Source organism: Paenibacillus sp. L3-i20 (assembly GCF_022180385.2).
In the GTDB taxonomy this organism is placed as follows: Bacteria; Bacillota; Bacilli; order Paenibacillales; family Paenibacillaceae; genus Pristimantibacillus.
Genome location: NZ_BQME02000002.1, coordinates 1,117,834 through 1,136,209 on the forward strand (window position 1 = coordinate 1,117,834; position 18,376 = coordinate 1,136,209).

Here is an 18,376-nt window from a genome sequence, read left to right on the forward strand (position 1 = left end):
CTCCTATTTTTTACTCAAGTTGTCTTTACTTCTTTACTTCTTCACTTCTCTTTACGGGCCTTCTGACTTGATACCTACGCTGGAAAGCATGGCTGCCAACGCGGCGTCTTCTTTGGACTTATTAGCAGGCTTACCACCACTAGCCCCTCCACCAGGTGTCTTCCCGGAGAGTCTACCACTATTCGCTCCGTTTTTATCGTCGTCAACGCCATTATTATCGTTGTCGTCGTCTTCGGGAGACTTAAATAGATTCGGTTCAGCTTTTGCCAGCTTTCGAAGTACTAGCTCTACGCTTCGTTTTTCGGGTACATCGTATTCGTCGTACTCGATCTCATCGGCATAATCGCGCAGAGCACGTACTACCTGGTTAGGATTAACCGGGGTATATTGACCTCCCACATTCCTAAGTACCGCGTTTTCCAGCGTAAGGTTTTTAAGTTGATCGCCCAGGGCTTTCGCTTTACTTGCATCCTTACGAAGTGTCGCTAGTTCCACTTCTGTAACAACGCCTTCTTTGCCTTTTTCACCTTTTACCAGGTTGACTACGTGCGCCATAAGACCCTTATTATCTACGTCCAGCTCGATTCCCGCGGCTTTCAACTCTTTACGCAGAAGGGTACGCGACTTCGTAACTACGATTCGGTCTACGTCTTCCTGGCTGTAGATCAGTTCGCCGCCTTCCGGGGCTTTAGGGTCAAATTTTAATGCTGCGTCGTGTTCTTCCTGGTTAATTACTTCGTCTTCCAGGCCTTCGGCTACCTTCGCGTCGTAAACGTCCTTCGTAATCTTTCCTGCGCGGTATCTTTCCTGCAATTTTTTCAGCCAGTCCATAACTGTATCCCTTCCAGCGCAGTATTAAGGGCTGCCCCTATATGCGCCCCGTTGTTCTCGATACGGGTAAACGAGTTTTTTGGCCCCGTTATCCGGGTATATAGAAAAGGCCCTCATCTGTAAAAGCCTGGGGCCAATCTATTTATTATTTAATTCCTGGCCGCTAGACCCTGGCTATTTGGTAGTGAACTACGCACGGTTAATTTTGCATGGACATATCATCAACTACATATCGTGCAAATTTGCAGCGCGTTTCGCGTCCCTTTTGTATTAGTGTCCAGGTCGGCAGCGGCCAGGCTGCATTAGATAACGGCCCCAGGGGGTACGCTACCAGCTTCGGGTACTTCCCCGGTGTATACAGCCGTGGTTAGTACCCGGTCGATAATCAGCATAGCTGATAAGGCGCTACGTAAGTGCTGGGTTTCTGTCTGCTGCCCTACTGGGCCAACCAGTTCGCCTTCGAGGTTAGCTGCTTCTGCTATTACCATACGTATAGCCGTTCCGTTCCCAGTTAAGCTTCCGTCTTGCCAGGCTATATTTACTTCGTGTGTTCTTATTTTGCCAGCTGCTTCGAATCTCATTTAGACGCCAGTACCCCCAATACGAAGTTATAGTAATCCGGGTCGGATTCAATCTTGTAGCTTCCTGTAAAGACGCTTTCGGCACCCATTGTAAAGATTTCGAAGTACGATGTTTCCTTATTGCCGTAGTCTTTACCCATATACCTCGATAGGAATTTATCGAAGCGCGCTTTTTCGCTTTTAGCGTAGCCGGAAGATGCTAAACCCTCCCCAAGCCATTCTAAGGATTCGCCAGCCGTCCTTCGGTCGTAAAATTCCTTTTCAAGCTTTTTAATTCCGGGTATAACGTGTTCAAATCTATGGCCGAACTCATGTACTGACACACGGGTTAAACTGTCGTCCGTGCTGCCGCTTATCTTGAAATCAGCAATATGCCCTTTAAGACCACCCGAATAATAGCCCCGGCTTACTACCTTCGCATCTAGGTTGTTAAAACTGTGCGATTTTTCTAGCCAATCAGTCGGGTAATACCTCTGCGCCCGCATTATAGCATCTTTCGCCTTGGTATGGCTACCACTTTCCCAATTATGGGCTTTATTGCTACCCATTGGTCTAATTTCAGCCAGCGCCTTTATAGCTTCTTCGCCGCGCAACCTGGTAAGGGCCTTCTTCGCAGTGTCAAGTTCCTGCCGCTTTGCCGTAAGCTGGCGGCTGTTTTCGACACTCCATGTATTGTATTCCTTATACCGTTCATTATAATTCGGGTCGCTCCAAGCCATAGCCAGTATCGCGTCTGTTTTTTCTCTGCTTTCTTCGTATAACGCGTCGGCTTCGTCCGTAAGTAAGTCTATACGAAGCTGTAGGGCAGGTGCTACTTCGGCTACCCTGCGTTCTAATTCCTTCCGTACGACGTCTCCTACTTGCCGAGCCTGCTCTTCGCTATCGACGCCAGCGCCTAAAAGTTGCTTTGTCTCTGCTAGCCACGGTGCTATAACCGCAGCTGCTGTAGTTGCCTTCGCTATTACTTGGGCCGGGCCACGTTCATTTCTACGCAAGTACCGACTAGGATTGTCATTACGTAGTCTTTCGTCTAAATCTATACCCCGTTCCTTCGCATATGCCTGGTAATCCTTCGCTTTCGTGTAAATCCGTTCACCGAAGGCGTCCTGGGTATCTCCGTCACCCCTGGCGATTCGTTCCCCATCCCTTACACCTAAAGAAGCTAACTTAGGTGTCCATTTGCATCTACAATGCGGGTGATTCGGCATTCGGGCACCTGGTATACCCGGCATTTCCGGGGTGTCATACGCTAGATCATATATCTTGCCATCGTTGGCAGCGTCCTTTGGAGCTGTCTTGCTGTCCAGGGTTGCGTTCCAGCGTTTACCTTCCAGCAGATCAGCATTTTGCATGAATAAATGGCTCGCACCCTGCCCCGCTGCTCGATTCATCTCGGTTCGTGCTAGTCTTACGCTATTATGGTAGCCTTCCCTGGCAATATCTTGAATTCGGCGCGCTATCCGCGGGGTATCCCAGCCTTTTTGTATAGCTTCTTCGACTGCTTCCCGCATTTTCAACCCTAAAAAGGCGGTATTTGCACGTAACCGTTGGCTGTACGTATTACCATCGGGTAACCAGGGGTTCGCTAGTACCCCCATTATTTGGGCGCTGGTTACTACCGGGGTAAAGATAGCAGTTTGCGCTGCTTCTTGTAAGCCAAAAGCATTGAAGTATAGGCTATCGATATAAGTGTAAGCCAGGTTATTCGTAAGTTTGTCAGGCTGTTCCGCTTCGCTTACATACCGTAGCAGTTTGCCCAAGTGTTTCAGCGCCCGTTGCATGTTTCTACGTTTGGCGGCCTCTATTGGTTGCCTGCGAATCGGTACGCCGTTAGCGTCTACGATTTCCCCTACTATCTTCGCCATTTCTTCGCCTATAACCTTCCCGGCTCTCTGCCAAAAAGGTGCGATTTCTGCGGCGTACTGCGCTGCTCGCTTGTCCAGTATGTCGTTATACTTGTTTACATGGGCGTCCAAGCGAGCTTCTCGATCCGCTATGGCTTTATCTAATTCCGCTTTCTTCGGTGGCTGCGGATTACTAGCCATAACTTTACGCCCCTTTCATTATGCATCCTCTACCTGGTCATTGTTTTCAACCGTTTTTGTACTGCCGAATTCTCCACCGAATCCTATAGCTGCTGCTGCATCTTTCGCAGCCTGCTCTTTCTGTGTCTTCATTTCGTCCAAAGCTGCCTTCGGATCGGGAATAAACCATAGCAATTCGTATAAGTACGAATCGGGCACAATCCCGGCCATCTGCGCAACAATCTGCGCGATTTCCAGGTAATTCTGCGGCATGTTACGGTTTAGCGTGAAGTCTACCCAACTGGCTATGTACAGCTGTACGCTGGCCGGGGGGGACTGATTCCCGGTAAGTATGTCATAGACTTTTTCTTGGTCTACTTTGCCGTCGTTAACTAAGCGACGCGCATTAAGAAAGTCGGTAAGGATTGCTACTAGATTCTTTACAGCCCCGGTAAAGTAAACTTCCTTCTTTCCGGCCTTAATATCGACGCCCGCATATTTCACGTTGATCTCTGTTGCCGTAGCCCCCGAGAGATCGGATAGTTTCGGGATAAACGCCTTTTCGTGCAGCGTATCCCGTAGCCTATTCAAGTAATTTTCTACGGCCTGGTCGTCCTGGGGCGGTGCGATGAATTTCGCGTCACTCGCGCCATTTTTTAGGGCGATGGCCCGCGCTCTACGCATAGCCATTACTTCGCCTTCGGCTGCATTCTTCGTATTTCCCAGGGTTGCCCCGATGAATACAAGGAAAGCGTCTTGCAAGCGGTCTACCAGGTTCGCCTTATCGCTTATGGCGTTCGCGTACTCGTCTACCAGGTCAATGATTCCCCCTGCCAGGTCAGATACGCCCGCCTTCTTCTTTCTTTCGCTGTAAGTCGCCGGGGTTCCATTCACAAAGACGGAAACCGGGATACGTGCGGCCATGTGTTCGAAGACTGCGGCCAGGTTCTCGCTGGGTGCTTCGTTTGGGTCTAATTTGTATTCCATTCCGTCGTCACTTACCAGCCAGGTAACGAAGCGCTGGTCATATATTTCGACTTTGGTAATGGTCTTCGGCGTTTCTTCGCCCTCTGTATAAACCTGGGTTTCATATGCCCGGATAACTAGGCGCAGTCTGTTACGTGGGTCGTATACTGGAATAATTTCCTGTATCGGGAATTCCTCGTAATCGATATTCCCGGATTCGTCTACCCATCCCAGGCTGGCCGACTGCCCGCCGATGCTGCCCTGGGTAAGCATTTCACGCAATACCCGCTGACCTTCTTCGGTTACGAGAAGTTCCAGTAGTTCTTTTCGGTAAGCTTCCAGCAGCTTCTTCTTTTCCGGGGCTGGCTCGCCTCCGTCTTCCTTGTCTTCGAAGGCCCATACGATGGGCTTCCCCAGCATGTAATCTACTACGAAGTCGATTACCACACCAGCCAGCGTAGCCTGTATTTTATGGTTTATATCGTCACCCCTGGCCTTGTCCCGATTATCGATACTATCCAGGTATCCGTCGTACGCTTTTTGGTATTTTTCTACCTTGTCTTCTTCTAGCTGCGTCTTATGACTGGCTATCACGCCTTTAAGCCATGCATTATTTTCAGCTACCCACTGGGCCGCAGCTGCTCGGGCTTCTACCAGGCCCTCTTGTGCTGAAAGTAGCTTCGGTATATTTCCTACCACCGCCATTTTAGCCCCTCCTTTCCGTCATCTTGAAGTTACCCTCCTATATCATCCCGATTGTAGGCCGACGCTTTGCGGCCTTCCGGGTCTTTTATCATGTACGCGGCCCTTATCAGCAGAAAAAGCCCTATAGCTACGTCGTCATGGGGTACATGGCCTTCGCGTCGGGGCTTTGCTGTGTGCGGTACGTGAAAGTTAATCTTTTGTTCTTTTTTCGCTACCCTTACTAGGTTTTCAAGCTGCCAGCGGGCTTCGTCGTACAAGTCAGCCTGCTGCGGATTGTCTGCCGGGCGTCGTGGCATACGGAAAAGGCCACCTTTGACGTAAGAGTAGGCCAGGTATCCCAGCTTACTTTTATTTTCGTCACCTGCGGCCTTGAATTTGTACGCTTCTATTTCCATTTCGGGCATCTGTTCGATTAGCCAGTAAATCAGCGCTTCGCCCAACCCTGTAGCATCCCCGCTGCCACCTGTACAGTTCCAGTGTTTTAGTATTGTCTTTATCTGTAACCGCTGCTGCGTATGCCCTTTGCCTACCCATTGATACCAGGCTACAGGGACTACAACGCCGTCCGGGAATAGTTCGCCTATCGTAAGTATCGTAGCGTCGCGCTTATGGTTCCCGGCTTCTACTTCGTCTGCCAGTTCCGTAGGCTGTTCTTCCTGCCCGGCTACGTCTATAGAAAAGATATAGCTGCTTCCGGGCTTCGGCCCTTGCCTGGTTTCGTATAGACTGGCGAATATCCTGGCTATTTCTTCGTCACTAAAGTATTTGCCTATGGTGTCTACGAAGGTAAGGCGGTACTGCGTTTGTACGGCTATATGATTTTCGCCCAGTCGCGCTACAAGGTTTTCATAGAATTCCTTATAGTTCGCATTCCCGGCTGCTATAACCCGGTCGGCGTCTATCTTAAATACTAGCTTCGGTCTGTAGCCTAGTTTCGGTTCTAGCCTGGCTTCCATATCATAGGCCTGCTGCATCCCCTGGTATATAAAGCTACCCTTCGTCCAAGCAACTCCATAAAGTACGGTCGTCGCATTGTTAAAGCTCCCCATAGGCTGCGCGTCCCGGTTCCATTTTGCTTCGTCTATATCCTGGGCTTCGTCACCCTCTAGCAGCGTGAAGGCTGTCTGTGAAGCGACATTCGCTGTAGGGTTAATAGACAAAAACGCCCATTTATTCGAATCGCGGGGCTTACCTATATGATATTTATAGCCGTCGCTTTTCGTAAATGTGCGCTTCGTTAGGATACTTCCGGCCATGCCGCCCGCGTCAGGGGCGTCAGCGCCTTCTAACCTGTCCATACTGGCCTGTACCTGTGGCTTATGAACGGGCGCGAATTTAACTCCGCTTATCCGTTCGCCATGATACCAGCCATACAATAACAGGTAATGCTGCACGAAGGCGCTTATTTCATTCTTACCTGCCTGGCGGCTTATCATTACCACGATAAACCAGCCTAAGCCCTGTAAAGCCGAGTATATGATAGCGTCGGCTACTTCCAGCTGATAGTCATACGGGTCATTCTTACGAAGTAGCCGCCAGGCCGTCCGTATGTTTTCCCGTAGAAAGAGTTCATCCAGGCTCGCTATCGTATTGTAGGGCAGGGCGTCCCTGGCTTCGGTTACAGTCTTCGGCACGCTTACTACTGTGGGCGCGCCGCTTATTGGGTCTGTATCTGCCAGGTAATCGTATTCGATTAGCTTATACGCGCTGCTGCCGTCTATCATGGCTGTAACCCGGCCAGCTTAATGATAGCGTCAGGTTTTAAGTGCTTATATTCTTGCGGCCTTACTCCTTGCGCCGTTAGAATTTCGATTGCCTGGGCTAATGTTCCCTGTGCCATAATCCGCGCCCCTTTCGTGAAATGTAAAAAGCCGCCCGAAGGCAGCCTATATATGATTCCAAATTTTTCGCGTGATAATGTTCGATATGGTCGGCTGCTTAACGCCGTACTTCGCAGCAAGTGCTTTTCCATTACCCTTCACGTATTCGGCCCGTATGGCCCGTACGTCGGATTCAGTAAGCTTCCTGGTAGCATCCGTAGCCTTGGCTTGGCTTTCCAACCTTCGGGCCTGTTTTATGGTGGTCAGCTGTTCCTGGCTTATGCCGTCTACATGGCCCCATGTTGTCCCGTTTACGATATTATCAATGCTGGCAGGGGAAACACCGTATTCTTTACTTAAGCTGGGGCCATCTTTCTCCCCAGCAGCATAGCTTCTACGAATTTCCAATACATGGGCTTCGGTCAATTTGGCGTTAGCGTGTTTTTCGCCCCTGGGCGTCCGTTCTTGGCGGCCTTTTTTATGGAATTCCATGTAGGCTTCCAAGGAATCGAATTGCCCGGTTAATCCGGCAATATGGCGGCGCTGCGGTGTCTGCTCGTCCATGGACATGTCCCCTATGCTTCTTTCCATATTTTGAATAGCAGAATATCGTCTATCGTCTTAGGATTAACGCCGTATTCTTTCGCCAAGTGAAACTTCTTAGCACCTTCGGAGAATCGCTGGCGTATGGCCCGTACCTTTTCCTTGTCCAGCTTCGCATTCGCGTGGCTGGTAGGGCGGGCGGCAGCTTCGTCCTTCTTCGCTGCCTGGTATTCTTCGATGCTACTATAGTCGCCCATAGGGATATGCCGCCAAGTTTTCCCGGTTACAATGCTTGCTATTGTAGTATTTGAAACGCCGTATTCCCTCGCAAGCTGCTTCGTGCCAACTAGTCCCGGTAGGTACTTGTTGCGTATCTCCATTACCTGGTTTTCATTAAGTATAGCAGTCCTACTTTTTTCGCCCTGCTTCGCTTCGGACTGCTTCTTTCGCGTTTGCGACCTATGCGCTGCTACATAGTCTTCTAGGCTTTCAAATTGGCTAGGTCTCATATGCCCACGCTAGCCCCTTACGAACAAATGAAGTTCGTGGGAGTTTATCTCTTGTAATTTTAATTAAGAAGGCCCTTTCAACTTCTGAGAATTCCCGCGGAAGATATGGGCCAGGAATTCCTTTATTCATTTGCGAAATTATCAGACCTTCAATTTGCTGTGCAACTTCTTCCATACGTTTATCAATCATACGATACCTCCACATTCGTTATCTACAGAGATCATTATACACAAATTGTTATCCATAGTAAACGGTGTAGTTACGGTAAACTGAACCACGCACAGTGGTTTATTCTAATGAACCTGTTTTAAGATTATTTCCCAACATTTTCGGGGCTGTTTTTCGGCGTAGTTACAGGGTTTTGACGCGCTTGTGCTTCGCCGCCCCATGATATGCTTACTTTGCCTTTTGATGCTGCGCGAAGCTCCGCATTAATTTGACCTAGCAGATCGTCGCTGCTGTTAGGGTTAAGTCGGGCATGTTTTTCTATTAATCGACCTAACGTATTTAAAGCCCGGTCTAGCGTTCTATCTTCTAAGCTTCCAGCATGATAGTAACTCCTAGCGCCTTCGCCTTCGGAATACCACACTCTCGATTGAGTGTCTGCATATTTTTCTGCTTCTTCATGAGTTCTCTCAGCAACCCAGCTATCAATTAACTCTAGCCGCTTATCTTGACACTTAACGTTAAGACAATAACCCGGTTTTCCTTCAAGGGCGCCCATTACCATCGTCCGGCCGCAGTCGGGATTAAGGCACTTATATTTTATGTACTTTTCTGCTAGCTTGCGGCTATAGAAGCTTTCCCACTTTTTACGCCAATTTACTAAGTACAATTTTATCTTTGCTTTTAACATGTATATCTCGTGTTGCAAGCCCATTGATTCGGTAACCAGTTCTTCTTCATAGGCAACCTGTTCTGCGGGGCTTAAAGCTTCGCTGTAAAAACCATGTTTGCGCGGGTTATTAGCAACGACAGATTTTCCCTCTTCTGTCTTCGGCCCGGTACTACTGCCCCCACAATATTTACAACGGCCATATCCTGGGTGCTGCGTCCCGGCCCCGGCAGTCGATTTACAAAAGCCTGGCCCTTTTTTCTTCCTGGCCCCGCATGTTAAGACTTCCCGACCCCGGATAATTTCTAGCCTGTTCTTTTGGTCGGCCTTTGCGTTAATTCGGCTTTTCTTCGCCATATCGTAGGCAGGGTCAGCAGCGACGGCAGGCGTATTAAGTTTTTCGTCGGCCATTATCGCGCCCCCTCTATATGATAAAGTTATCTTTACTTCTTTACTTCTTGAAGTTTGTTCCGCAAAACGAAAGGGGCGTAGCCTATAAAGGCCCGCCCCCCGCTATTTTGCCCTCCTTATGTCTTGGGACATAAGTTAAGCAGCTTACCATAAATATACCTTCCATATGCGTAAATTGTCAAGCGTCTACTTTTTCCGACATTATCTTAGCCAATAGCTTGCCTGGCGCGGCTTTCAAGCCTTCCAGCCTTTCCTTCTCTTCGGCGGCGCCGCCATTGATTACCCGGAATAAGTATTCTTCGCCTTGTTCCAGCCCCCGGATAAACACCGGGCGACGTACATTTAGGATACGTAGCGCTTCCTTCTGCAAGATCGGCCGTATATAGGTGAACCGAACGCAATAGAACGAAAAGGACATTTCGCGCCGCAGCTGCCCCAGCGCCTGGTCTAACATAATCTTATTCAGCCGCCCGCCGCTAACGCCGTCGGTCTGTTTCGGGCCGCTGTTTACGATTACTACCTGGCCGTCGTCGATTTGGTCGCCTGCTTCCAGGCTGCCGTAGTTCTCCAGCCAGCGGATGATATTCTTCTTCGATACGTAGCCTTCAATATGCGCCATTCCCCAGCCCCCATAAATTGCCATTAACCCGGCAAAGAAATAAAGACTATATATAATATAAATATATAAATAATAAATAATAATAGTTATATATATATAGTTATTAATAGTTAGTAAGTATAGTATTACTTACTGTTCTTCTCTTTTAATATTTTGATATAAGACTGCTGCAAATCTTAGGGGGGGTCATTTCGCAGTCCGACTTTCGTTTGCTGGCTACTATGCTAAGAGTACCCCCCTTAAGAAACGCGGCATTTATATATCGTTTTCCGCAGGCTGCTTTTGGGGCGTCCAACCGCAGCGAAAGCATTTCGAGCCCCTCTCTATGATATCCGGGGGACTGTCCCTAGGTATCCTTTGCGGACAAGCGTGTAGCACCGCTGATTCGTTGGGTTCGTTCCCACATAGGACACAGTCATACTTACGGCATTTATGTTCGAACGACATGTCCAGCGCTTCAAGATACGGTATACCTAATTTCCTGGCAGCCTCCGCTATTCGAGGGCCTAAAGGAACCGTGTTTTTCATGTATACATGGCCGCCCCGGCACTCGATTTTCCCAGCTAGCAGCATTTCATATGCCTCGTGTTCCCGTCTGCCTAGTTCCTGCAGCCTGCCGCAGTTCATACATACTGTTGTTGTCCCGGCCAGGGCATCGTTCGGCCCAAATGTCTGCGGGTTTGGATTGGAGCAGCAGACCATCGAATCTATTAGCGGCATTCCTTCTTCGCTTAATTGGTCTATTCGCAATACGTTTCTGAAATCCAGGAGTTCTCTATCCAGCACTCCAAAACGATTTATATTAAGGTCAGTGCTATTACCGTCCTTCCAATAAATGCGTATTTTCATCGTGTGCGTTCCCCTCTGACCAATCGTCCTCTATCGTCTAAGCTCGCTACGTATAATGCGTTACAAGATTGCTGATTGCCTAAGTAACGTAAGCAACGTAAGTAGCGTGCAGCGTTAACGCCCGATACTATACGCCTTACTTGATGCAATTCCTTCCCGTTTTTTTTAATGGTCGGACATAAGGTTGTTACAATAACTGCCCGCAGCTCTTCTCCACAGTCGCACCGTGGTATTTCGTAAGGCTTCTTCATTCTTCCACTTCCCCTCTTATCCAGTCGTAGGCTTCCTTCCAAGTTTGGAAGTCGGGGGCATTATCCCCGGTCAATCCAGGGCCGTAAGCCTTTATCGGCCAACTGCCCCAGTGGTCGTACTTCCGAAATCGAACGCCGCTTTTCTTACCGATTGTACGGGCCGAAATTTCGTTGCTTCGGTCAATTAACTCCCGCATGGCGGCCCCCTTTAAGTAGTAAAGTTAGCTTTATAACAGCTTATCTTTACTTATAAATATGTCTGTACCAAGACTTAATTATGGCGCCATTGCTGGTTTCTACGTGGTAAACCTTCGCTGGTCGACAGTTTAATAGCCTTGATGATATTTTGATTACCCGACCTTCCCACGGCTGGGGGGGCGGCGTTTCATTAGATTCTAAAATGACTTCGGTTACGGTAACATGCTGCCCGATTTTGTAGCCCCTGGGGTTATTTTGGTAGATTCTCATAGCTTCGCCTTCCCTTCATCTGTGATTATTACGAAAGGAAGGTTGCAGTCGCCTACCTTTCGTTGTTCGTGTTCTATATATCCTGCTTTCATTAGCTTGCCCATCCATACGTTAAGCTGCGCCGGGCCTAGTCCCCCGGATTCCTGGGTAATGAATAATAGCGCCTTTAATATCCGGGACTCGTTCATGCGTCCCACGTCTTTAAACAGCGAGAACATGCGTCCCATTCCTCCGGCGGGTTCCATATGCCCCGGCTTTCGCGCTTATGACCTCGAAATAAGCATATAAAACCACTACGTTTAAGCCCTATTCGTAGCCAGTTCATCTTCTGCACCTCATTTCTAGCATAAAAGCCGGGTAATTTCCCGCCGTTTCGTAGCGTTAAATATCTCAACACATCCGTTGGCGCCATTCCTATTTAATGTTACCCAGGTATCCCTATGAAGCTGGTTTTGTTCCTTTAAATACTTTAGTGTGCCGTCTTTCCCTTCGAATGTCAGCTGTGAAACCCGGTTATAATCCATCTTGTTACTTAGCATTTTTTGTTCGAGAAGGTGCATATAACCCAGTAAATCGCTTCGCTGAATTTTAACAAGATCGTTCATTCTACGCCCTCCCCGGTACGACTAGCGCCCCTTCTTTTATTACCAGCGCAAGCTGTTCACTGCTATATTCTTCGTACATAATTTCTAACATATCTTCGGCGCGTAATGGGCTGGCTATGGTTCGCTGTCGAAGTTCATTTGTCAACTGCTTCATATCGTGTCCAGTACGATGGGAAAGTTGTAGCAATCGTAAGGTTATTGCCTCCTGGCGCCGTATTTCCGCAGCTAGCGGGAAGTAAGTGATGGCTTTTGTTAAACTTGCAAACCGTTTCATATCCATAGCTGCCTCCTATTCTAGTACGCTCCCCGCAGCGCGGGCTGTTACGTCGCCAGGTCTTACTGGGTCTTCGTTGTGCTGCTGTGCGAAGTCTACTAAGAAAGCAGCTGCTTCGCTTCCTATCAATGTAACAGGTGGGGGAATTACGACTACAGCTTGTCCCCCTTGGTCGGTTACTCCCCGCATAAGATCTTCTAAATTCCTTTGGTCTAAGACATCATGCGGCCGTTTGCCGTCTACTTCTGTAGGAAGGTAGTAGGTCTTATCTCCCCAATCAACGGCCAGTCCTTCTATGCGTAGCTTACGACCCAGGAAGTTCGTACGATCTTGCCATAAGTAGGGTATACCTTCAGGGGCAGCTGCGGGCATGAATTCGGGCAGTTGCCCTATTTCTTTCGCATCTTCTAGGATGCTAGTTACCCATACCTTGTAAGACTTAATTCTGCTATTTACTAGATCAATCGTTAGAACAGAGTCCAAACAATGGAATTTAGCTTCATCTTTCTTCATAAGCTCTTTGCCTACGAAGGCGTCAGCTGCTTTCAAGTTATCGAAGTCTACCAACAGCATTTCGTAGCGACTGGCGTCGGTGATAATTTCAACCTTAATCATACTTTTCTCTCCTCTCTTCGCCGATTAGCTCTTCCCAACATCCCTTACAAAAGGGGGGCTCAATAGGCAAACCCATACAGCCGCACATAATTCCGATGCAACAAAACTGAGGTTCTGGAATGTCAACTTCCTTGCATTTTTTACATTTCATCTTTCTTTTCCCCCCATTCAATCACGTAAACATCTTTCTTTTGCTTACCCCAGTCCAGGGCTTCGTCAAGATCGGCTATATAGAGGTCGATATGCTTCCCCTTAACGCCGCCCCCCTTGTCTTCTACCGTCCGTTCGCCTACATCTTCGATATAGATACGCGTCCCGACTGGAAGTACGGAAAGGTCAGCAGCAATTGTGCGGCCTTCCTCTACCGTAGTCCCGCTATATGTGATTCCGTAGCCCTTCTGCCCTGGCTTCTTCTGCGTAGATTCGTACCCGGCAGTATACGCAGTTACTACGAAAGTGCCCAATCTAGCAACATTATCGAAAATCCTAGGAACAACCCTACCAGTACACCCCGAAGGGCTGATAATCGACGTTGGTTTGCCTGGTGCGCTAGAATCGCTTTCCAGTCCCGGCTGTAGGTCTTGTTTATCGACTTCTCTTTTTCCCAGGCTGCTTGATACTGCTCTGCTTTGCGTTTCCATGATTCCAGTTCCGCTACTTGTAAGCCCTCTTCTACTTCCTGCAAATAGGGGTGTTTCGCCGATTCTTTGTACTGAGCTGCCAAGTACCTGCGTTTGTACCCCTTCCCTTGACTGTGCTTCTTCTTTACCACTAGATGCGCCCCCTATGATAACGGCCAGTATCGCTAGGATTACGGCGACTGGCCGCCAGTTTTCCCTAACCACTTACTACCTCACGCGGGCCTAGCATTTCCGTAAGAATAAGCCGCCGCAATTGAGCTTCATCTTCTTTTATTAGGCCCTTGTCAATAAGAAACCCAATCCATTCCGCTGGTGACAATTTAGCCGCTTGATAGTGAAACCCCTCTTCGTTTAGCTGGGAAAAAGGGTCTCTACCATAGCCCAAATAATTACGAAAGATAAGGTACTGCACCGAATAATTAAACAGGTCAATTACTGAATTCCTTACACCTTCATCCTTTACCAGCAATTCGCCCCGCTTAATCCAGGTGCGGCAGCGGTCTAGCTTCTTCTCGACCTCCCATGCCCATATTGTTCGTGCTGCTTCCGGGCCACGTTCGGCCTGGTACTGAATAAGTGCTCTAGTAAAACGGCTATCGTAGTCCGTATTTTTTGCGACGAATATGGCAGTTGCTTCTTGCAAAAATATTTCCCAAGTTGTTAGAGAGTTACTAGTTGTCATCTATAAAGGCCCCTTTTCTTTTCGGATCATTTGCCCGGCGTATAGCTCGGTTTAGCTTAACTTTGTACATATTGTTCATTTCGTGGGCAGCTTTCGCTTCCGGGCTGTGATTGAAGTCAAGTTCCTGTAAGGTGCGCAGTTTTTCCCTTACGCGTTCTACGCGCTTATCTCCCAACCCATAAACAATAGCTACAGCTTCAAGAGCATGTTCAACGCCTAGGGCGTAGCTGGCGTTATTCATCGCGACGACTTCGTTAGGTGCAAATGCTTTACGGGATTCAAAAGCAGCACCCTTTCGTTCAAATTCCCTTACTTTTTGCCTGTTCATGTCGTGACCCCTTTCGGATGCTCATTTCATGTAGCATTCGCTGGGCCGTTGGCCCAAACACGCCAACGCATTCTGCCCCGGTGTTTTGGTCTGAACGGTGGGGGCTTACTACCCAAGCGATACCGCCAAATCTTTTGTCAATCGTACCCACCACACGACCCGGTGCGTTGCTAATGAATCGCTGTCTATTTTCCGGGCTAGTTCTTTTGAGACTTATATAAATGTTATGACGTCCCATATGTTAAGCCCCTTTCTGAGCTGCGCGTTTTTCTTCTAACCATTTCTCGACACTCATTTTTTGGCCCCAGGCGTAACCTACAGAAGCTTCTGCTTCGATTGGCACAGGGAAACCGGGTATAGGCTCCTTTGTCATAGTGGCCTGTACCCATTTCCAGGCTGCTTCTACTACGTCCGGGTCGTCATCCATTTCGAAAATCATCTCATCGTGTATCTGTGCTTCCATATCCGTTTTCCCATGAATCAGGACAGGAGGGGATTCGCCCAGGTCACGGGCCAGCTGTGCCGGGTTTATGCCCAGTTCGTCAGCGTCAAATGCTAGGTTAGTACCGCGTCCAGTTTCTTCGTATACTTCGTTCTGTGCCTTCTTCATAACGTCAGCTGCGGTTCCCTGGACTGGAGTATTTGACGCCTGGCGTTCTGCCGACTGCCTGGAATAACGGTTTGTACTTCCAATATCGGGCAGCAGTCGAATATATCCGTAGATCGTGCTAACGAATCCGTCTTCGCGGGCTTGCAGCGCTATTTCTCGCTGGAATACCGGGACGCCTGGGTAAGCTTTCTTCGTACCGTCCACCATTACCGCACATTCGGCCAGGGTCTTACGTTGGCCGTAATCCGTCTTAATGGTCTTTTGTAGCGCGTGTTCCGTGCCTCCATAGGCCATACCGAAGTTCGCAGGCTTCGCGTCGGTACGCTCTTGCTTCGTTACTTCGTTTTCGGGCTTATTCGTAATGGCCGCGCCAGTCTTTATGTGCATATCGCCGCCAGTACAGAAAATTTCTATCATAACTTCGTCGCCCGACTTCCACGCCAGTATTCGAAGTTCGAAGCCACTAAAGTCGATAAAGAATAAGATTTTGCCTGGCCCGGCTACGTAGAAGTTCCTTACGCCCAGTTCGTCATTTTCCAGGCGTGGTACGTTTTGACCGTTCGGCTTCATGCTGTTAAGCCTGGAGGTATCCGTCCAGGGGGTATAACTAGCGTGAATTTTCCCGGTTACGGGGTTCTGCCATTTCTCCCTTCCATCGATATGGGACGAAAGAAGCGTACCCATTTTCTGAATCCGGCCCATTAGTTCAAGCAGCCGCAGCCCTGCTTCTTTGTACTGGTGAGGGGGCCTGTTTCGGAGTTCAATGGCTGCCCTTTCTTCCTTAGATAACTCCAGCCATTCCGGGTTATCGGCGTGGTACTTGTCCCATCCTTCGGGTAACTGCACCGCAAGAAGCTTTTCTTCTTTCAAGTCTTCTAGGTTGTTTTCAAGCATGAATTTAATATCTATAAGGGCTTCTTCGTCCAGGGATATGCCGCCCTTATCGGTCGGCTTGCCCTGGGGTAAGTTCATCATTTTGAAAAGCACATGCTTGACCCCGTTTGTCTTCCCTGTCTTCCCTGGGTCTATATCCAGTCCAACGGTCGCTTTAATAAGTTCTTTCATTTCCGTGCTGGCTGCGGCCTGTACGCTCCAAGCTTCTTCGCGCTTCATTTGCGCCAAGTGGTTATCCCAGCCCATACCGTTGTATTCCATAAGGCCGATAACGCGAGAAAATGGCATTTCGATTTCATGCAGCCAAGTATCGTAATTCGTTCCCTGGCGGTCGTCCTTAATCTGCTTCGCTATTTCCCGCCAGTAAAGGTAATGCTGTATGCCGTAGTCGCTATCTTCTGCGGAATACACAAGGCCGTCACCGCTGTCTGCTGCAATTTCGTCGAAGAAGTCTACCCCGTACTTCGCAAGTAGTTCCTTAAACTCGCCCATATTTACACCGAAAATTGCTTTAGTTGCTGGCTTCAATCCCCAGCCAGTCGCGGGCTTTTTAACGTCGTTTAGACGCTTCGGATCAGCGACTTGCAGGCATCGTACCCACATTACCAGCGGGTCGGCGACTGGCAGCAGAATGTATTTACCGTACTTCGCCGCGAACTTAGTTTCGAAGGAAAGATTTACTGCTATCTTTACTATTTTTCGATTACGGAATATACGACGATCTAGCGTATCCATTACAAGCTTCCGGGCTTCTTCACGGCTTAACGTCGGTTCAAATACCCGGCCCGCTTTATGGTCAATGGGTACGACGCGCGATTCGTGCGGCGCAGCTGCCAGGGATACAGTGCAAACTTCTCCCCGGTGGGGGTCTAGTGGCGTCATTAGGTATTCTTCGCGTGCCGTTGCTAGCTGTGCTTCTAGGAAAGTTATTTGTGCGTCAATCTCTAAAGCTTCCGGGCTGTCTAGCTTCTTGGTAGCCGCCATTAGCTCTATTTCTTGGTGTACTACCTTCGGGTCGCATCCTCTATCAAGCGCCAGGGTTTCCCGCATAAGCCGGGTCGTACCCCGCAACGATTCGATTTTCGCATGTGCTTCTTGTTCGTATTCATACCAGGCTTCGCGGGCTGCTTTATTTGCTGCGGTTTCCCAATCGAAGCTGCATAAGCCCAGGTCTTCGCAGCGGTCGGCGTAGGCTTCTAGTTCGGCAAGCGTGAGTATCGCCCTATAGTCCTTTACTTGCTGCTGGGGTGTGGTTGGCCAAACTATCCCGAAGTCGCCAGGTCGTTTCTTTGGCGCTATCGCTCTAGCTAAGGCCGCCCCTGGTACTGACAGCGGCAGGCTTAAATCAGCAGGCTTAACGGGTAAGGCTTTTGCCAGGGTTTTCGGCTGCACGTTTCCAAAAAGGCCGCCTAGTTTCATGTAGATAACACCTTCTTCGCTTATGTTATTTGCAGATAACGGTATGGGTAAAATTTTTTTATCCCAGCCTCTTTCCAAAACAATCTACCCTAACTGCATCATCTATGAGGGCTTCTTCCCTAAACTTTTTCAACTTTTCGATGTAATCATCCAGTTTTCCGATGAAGTCTTGGAATGCTTCCTGTTTCGTGGCTCCATAGCCTATTGCCGAAATATCAGCGTCAATATATACTTCATGTGATTCTGACTTACCTTTCCCGTTGTCGTAGTGCAAAAATTCCCCCATGCCCAAGCCCTCCCATGTTCTTTAGTATTTCAAGTTGGTTATTAATGAATTGGATCGATTAGGCTTGAGTATTGTTCTAATTTTGTGTGGTCATACAAACCAATCCGTTCCGCAATTCGCATCATCTGATTAGGTCTTTCTTCACGTTCCAAGTACTGTAATGCCCCGGCACAATGTTCCTGATCTAGGCTTTTAAGATTCAATGTTTTATGACAAGTAAAAGTCATTCCGTCCATTAAATCAGAAACAATCCCCTCCAAGCGACCTTTTACCAATGTTTTATTGGTCGAGCTCCCCTGTAGAAAAGGGCAATCTTTACATGGTTTTTTAAGGTTGAATCTCAAGATAGTTCACATCCCATGTTCCTTAATATTCAATAGACATCGTTCCCAAAAGACCAATTTCGAGAATCGGCTCTTGCTAGTAGTCTCCTTAGTCGGTGTAATTCTTTCGCTTGTTTCACCGTCAATTCCGTCAACTCGTGGTAGTCTTTCCAAATTTGCGCGGGGATTGATTGTAATTGATCGTGTACATTTATGTGGATGTACAACTCCCCGTCTTTATCTGTAAACTCGTCGATCATCGGCATAGCTCAACCCTCCCATGTCC

At 48.5% G+C, this 18,376-nt stretch carries 25 protein-coding genes; all 25 read right to left on the bottom strand.

All coding sequences use genetic code 11. The annotated features are described in order from the left end of the window. Positions 1-51: 51 nt before the first annotated feature. The 25 genes from MFF31_RS18595 to MFF31_RS18715 all read right to left on the bottom strand — a co-directional run bounded on the left by MFF31_RS18595 (position 52) and on the right by MFF31_RS18715 (position 18,356). A complete protein-coding gene (locus MFF31_RS18595) occupies positions 52-831 on the bottom strand; it encodes a hypothetical protein (protein ID WP_238189907.1) in 780 nt (259 codons plus the stop codon). Between the two features lie 302 nt (positions 832-1,133). Next, entirely contained in the window at positions 1,134-1,412 is a 279-nt protein-coding gene (locus tag MFF31_RS18600; protein WP_238189909.1) for a hypothetical protein, read from the bottom strand. Further along, positions 1,409-2,923 carry a minor capsid protein gene (locus tag MFF31_RS18605; RefSeq protein ID WP_238189912.1) on the bottom strand — a complete coding sequence of 505 codons (1,515 nt, stop codon included), beginning with the start codon at positions 2,921-2,923 and terminating at the stop codon, positions 1,409-1,411. Before MFF31_RS18605 ends, MFF31_RS18600 begins: the two co-directional genes overlap by 4 nt. A 552-nt stretch (positions 2,924-3,475) precedes the next feature. Then, positions 3,476-5,107: a phage portal protein gene (locus MFF31_RS18610; RefSeq protein ID WP_238189914.1), complete on the bottom strand. Its 1,632-nt coding sequence runs from the start codon at positions 5,105-5,107 to the stop codon at positions 3,476-3,478. Positions 5,108-5,136: 29 nt separating this feature from the next. Further along, positions 5,137-6,831, bottom strand: coding sequence for a terminase (locus MFF31_RS18615; RefSeq protein WP_238189916.1), 1,695 nt, complete (start codon positions 6,829-6,831; stop codon positions 5,137-5,139). Positions 6,832-6,993: 162 nt separating this feature from the next. Then, on the bottom strand, positions 6,994-7,491 hold the full coding sequence (locus MFF31_RS18620; protein WP_238189918.1) for a hypothetical protein: 498 nt from the start codon (positions 7,489-7,491) through the stop codon (positions 6,994-6,996). Between the two features lie 11 nt (positions 7,492-7,502). Then, positions 7,503-7,979: a helix-turn-helix domain-containing protein gene (locus MFF31_RS18625; RefSeq protein WP_238189919.1), complete on the bottom strand. Its 477-nt coding sequence runs from the start codon at positions 7,977-7,979 to the stop codon at positions 7,503-7,505. Then, complete coding sequence (locus MFF31_RS18630; RefSeq protein ID WP_238189920.1) at positions 7,969-8,169, bottom strand: hypothetical protein; 201 nt, start codon at positions 8,167-8,169, stop codon at positions 7,969-7,971. The genes MFF31_RS18625 and MFF31_RS18630 overlap by 11 nt, the downstream gene beginning before the upstream one ends. Before the next feature lie 124 nt (positions 8,170-8,293). Then, entirely contained in the window at positions 8,294-9,226 is a 933-nt protein-coding gene (locus MFF31_RS18635) for a hypothetical protein (protein WP_238189921.1), read from the bottom strand. 178 nt (positions 9,227-9,404) lie between these two features. Then, positions 9,405-9,845 (bottom strand): hypothetical protein, encoded by a 441-nt coding sequence (locus MFF31_RS18640; RefSeq protein WP_238189922.1) that lies wholly within the window; start codon positions 9,843-9,845, stop codon positions 9,405-9,407. Between the two features lie 255 nt (positions 9,846-10,100). Continuing rightward, complete coding sequence (locus MFF31_RS18645; RefSeq protein WP_238189923.1) at positions 10,101-10,694, bottom strand: hypothetical protein; 594 nt, start codon at positions 10,692-10,694, stop codon at positions 10,101-10,103. Beyond that, a complete protein-coding gene (locus tag MFF31_RS18650; protein ID WP_238189924.1) occupies positions 10,691-10,945 on the bottom strand; it encodes a hypothetical protein in 255 nt (84 codons plus the stop codon). The genes MFF31_RS18645 and MFF31_RS18650 overlap by 4 nt, the downstream gene beginning before the upstream one ends. Next, on the bottom strand, positions 10,942-11,142 hold the full coding sequence (locus MFF31_RS18655; protein WP_238189925.1) for a hypothetical protein: 201 nt from the start codon (positions 11,140-11,142) through the stop codon (positions 10,942-10,944). Before MFF31_RS18655 ends, MFF31_RS18650 begins: the two co-directional genes overlap by 4 nt. Before the next feature lie 267 nt (positions 11,143-11,409). After that, positions 11,410-11,640 (bottom strand): hypothetical protein, encoded by a 231-nt coding sequence (locus MFF31_RS18660; protein WP_248565529.1) that lies wholly within the window; start codon positions 11,638-11,640, stop codon positions 11,410-11,412. A 114-nt stretch (positions 11,641-11,754) separates the two neighbouring features. Next, positions 11,755-12,018: a hypothetical protein gene (locus tag MFF31_RS18665; protein WP_238189927.1), complete on the bottom strand. Its 264-nt coding sequence runs from the start codon at positions 12,016-12,018 to the stop codon at positions 11,755-11,757. 1 nt (position 12,019) lies between these two features. Further along, entirely contained in the window at positions 12,020-12,298 is a 279-nt protein-coding gene (locus MFF31_RS18670) for a hypothetical protein (RefSeq protein ID WP_238189928.1), read from the bottom strand. Positions 12,299-12,307: 9 nt separating this feature from the next. Further along, positions 12,308-12,907: a hypothetical protein gene (locus MFF31_RS18675; RefSeq protein ID WP_238189929.1), complete on the bottom strand. Its 600-nt coding sequence runs from the start codon at positions 12,905-12,907 to the stop codon at positions 12,308-12,310. 140 nt (positions 12,908-13,047) lie between these two features. Next, on the bottom strand, positions 13,048-13,371 hold the full coding sequence (locus tag MFF31_RS18680) for a 3D domain-containing protein (protein WP_248565530.1): 324 nt from the start codon (positions 13,369-13,371) through the stop codon (positions 13,048-13,050). After that, positions 13,356-13,679, bottom strand: coding sequence for a hypothetical protein (locus MFF31_RS18685; protein WP_248565531.1), 324 nt, complete (start codon positions 13,677-13,679; stop codon positions 13,356-13,358). The genes MFF31_RS18680 and MFF31_RS18685 overlap by 16 nt, the downstream gene beginning before the upstream one ends. Before the next feature lie 65 nt (positions 13,680-13,744). After that, on the bottom strand, positions 13,745-14,230 hold the full coding sequence (locus MFF31_RS18690) for a hypothetical protein (protein ID WP_238189932.1): 486 nt from the start codon (positions 14,228-14,230) through the stop codon (positions 13,745-13,747). Then, positions 14,220-14,558: a hypothetical protein gene (locus MFF31_RS18695; protein WP_238189934.1), complete on the bottom strand. Its 339-nt coding sequence runs from the start codon at positions 14,556-14,558 to the stop codon at positions 14,220-14,222. Before MFF31_RS18695 ends, MFF31_RS18690 begins: the two co-directional genes overlap by 11 nt. Before the next feature lie 241 nt (positions 14,559-14,799). Next, complete coding sequence (locus tag MFF31_RS18700) at positions 14,800-17,559, bottom strand: DNA polymerase (protein WP_238189936.1); 2,760 nt, start codon at positions 17,557-17,559, stop codon at positions 14,800-14,802. Beyond that, positions 17,540-17,767, bottom strand: a complete 228-nt coding sequence (locus MFF31_RS18705) for a hypothetical protein (protein WP_238189937.1) — start codon at positions 17,765-17,767, stop codon at positions 17,540-17,542. The genes MFF31_RS18700 and MFF31_RS18705 overlap by 20 nt, the downstream gene beginning before the upstream one ends. A gap of 41 nt (positions 17,768-17,808) precedes the next feature. Next, positions 17,809-17,970 carry a hypothetical protein gene (locus MFF31_RS18710; RefSeq protein WP_248565532.1) on the bottom strand — a complete coding sequence of 54 codons (162 nt, stop codon included), beginning with the start codon at positions 17,968-17,970 and terminating at the stop codon, positions 17,809-17,811. A gap of 170 nt (positions 17,971-18,140) precedes the next feature. After that, positions 18,141-18,356 carry a hypothetical protein gene (locus MFF31_RS18715; protein WP_238189939.1) on the bottom strand — a complete coding sequence of 72 codons (216 nt, stop codon included), beginning with the start codon at positions 18,354-18,356 and terminating at the stop codon, positions 18,141-18,143. Positions 18,357-18,376 lie beyond the last annotated feature (20 nt).

What these genes read in the sequence shown, in the direction of transcription:
- MFF31_RS18665 (WP_238189927.1), bottom strand. Translation starts at nt 12,018, where the DNA reads ATGAACGATCTTGTTAAAATTCAGCGAAGCGATTTACTGGGTTATATG.
- MFF31_RS18605 (WP_238189912.1), bottom strand. Translation starts at nt 2,923, where the DNA reads ATGCGGGAAGCAGTCGAAGAAGCTATACAAAAAGGCTGGGATACCCCG.
- MFF31_RS18675 (WP_238189929.1), bottom strand. Translation starts at nt 12,907, where the DNA reads ATGATTAAGGTTGAAATTATCACCGACGCCAGTCGCTACGAAATGCTG.
- MFF31_RS18600 (WP_238189909.1), bottom strand. Translation starts at nt 1,412, where the DNA reads ATGAGATTCGAAGCAGCTGGCAAAATAAGAACACACGAAGTAAATATA.
- MFF31_RS18715 (WP_238189939.1), bottom strand. Translation starts at nt 18,356, where the DNA reads ATGCCGATGATCGACGAGTTTACAGATAAAGACGGGGAGTTGTACATC.
- MFF31_RS18670 (WP_238189928.1), bottom strand. Translation starts at nt 12,298, where the DNA reads ATGGATATGAAACGGTTTGCAAGTTTAACAAAAGCCATCACTTACTTC.
- MFF31_RS18625 (WP_238189919.1), bottom strand. Translation starts at nt 7,979, where the DNA reads ATGAGACCTAGCCAATTTGAAAGCCTAGAAGACTATGTAGCAGCGCAT.
- MFF31_RS18620 (WP_238189918.1), bottom strand. Translation starts at nt 7,491, where the DNA reads ATGGACGAGCAGACACCGCAGCGCCGCCATATTGCCGGATTAACCGGG.
- MFF31_RS18705 (WP_238189937.1), bottom strand. Translation starts at nt 17,767, where the DNA reads ATGGGGGAATTTTTGCACTACGACAACGGGAAAGGTAAGTCAGAATCA.
- MFF31_RS18640 (WP_238189922.1), bottom strand. Translation starts at nt 9,845, where the DNA reads ATGGCGCATATTGAAGGCTACGTATCGAAGAAGAATATCATCCGCTGG.
- MFF31_RS18610 (WP_238189914.1), bottom strand. Translation starts at nt 5,107, where the DNA reads ATGGCGGTGGTAGGAAATATACCGAAGCTACTTTCAGCACAAGAGGGC.
- MFF31_RS18690 (WP_238189932.1), bottom strand. Translation starts at nt 14,230, where the DNA reads ATGACAACTAGTAACTCTCTAACAACTTGGGAAATATTTTTGCAAGAA.
- MFF31_RS18655 (WP_238189925.1), bottom strand. Translation starts at nt 11,142, where the DNA reads ATGCGGGAGTTAATTGACCGAAGCAACGAAATTTCGGCCCGTACAATC.
- MFF31_RS18650 (WP_238189924.1), bottom strand. Translation starts at nt 10,945, where the DNA reads ATGAAGAAGCCTTACGAAATACCACGGTGCGACTGTGGAGAAGAGCTG.
- MFF31_RS18660 (WP_248565529.1), bottom strand. Translation starts at nt 11,640, where the DNA reads ATGGGACGCATGTTCTCGCTGTTTAAAGACGTGGGACGCATGAACGAG.
- MFF31_RS18615 (WP_238189916.1), bottom strand. Translation starts at nt 6,831, where the DNA reads ATGATAGACGGCAGCAGCGCGTATAAGCTAATCGAATACGATTACCTG.
- MFF31_RS18645 (WP_238189923.1), bottom strand. Translation starts at nt 10,694, where the DNA reads ATGAAAATACGCATTTATTGGAAGGACGGTAATAGCACTGACCTTAAT.
- MFF31_RS18695 (WP_238189934.1), bottom strand. Translation starts at nt 14,558, where the DNA reads ATGAACAGGCAAAAAGTAAGGGAATTTGAACGAAAGGGTGCTGCTTTT.
- MFF31_RS18630 (WP_238189920.1), bottom strand. Translation starts at nt 8,169, where the DNA reads ATGATTGATAAACGTATGGAAGAAGTTGCACAGCAAATTGAAGGTCTG.
- MFF31_RS18595 (WP_238189907.1), bottom strand. Translation starts at nt 831, where the DNA reads ATGGACTGGCTGAAAAAATTGCAGGAAAGATACCGCGCAGGAAAGATT.
- MFF31_RS18635 (WP_238189921.1), bottom strand. Translation starts at nt 9,226, where the DNA reads ATGGCCGACGAAAAACTTAATACGCCTGCCGTCGCTGCTGACCCTGCC.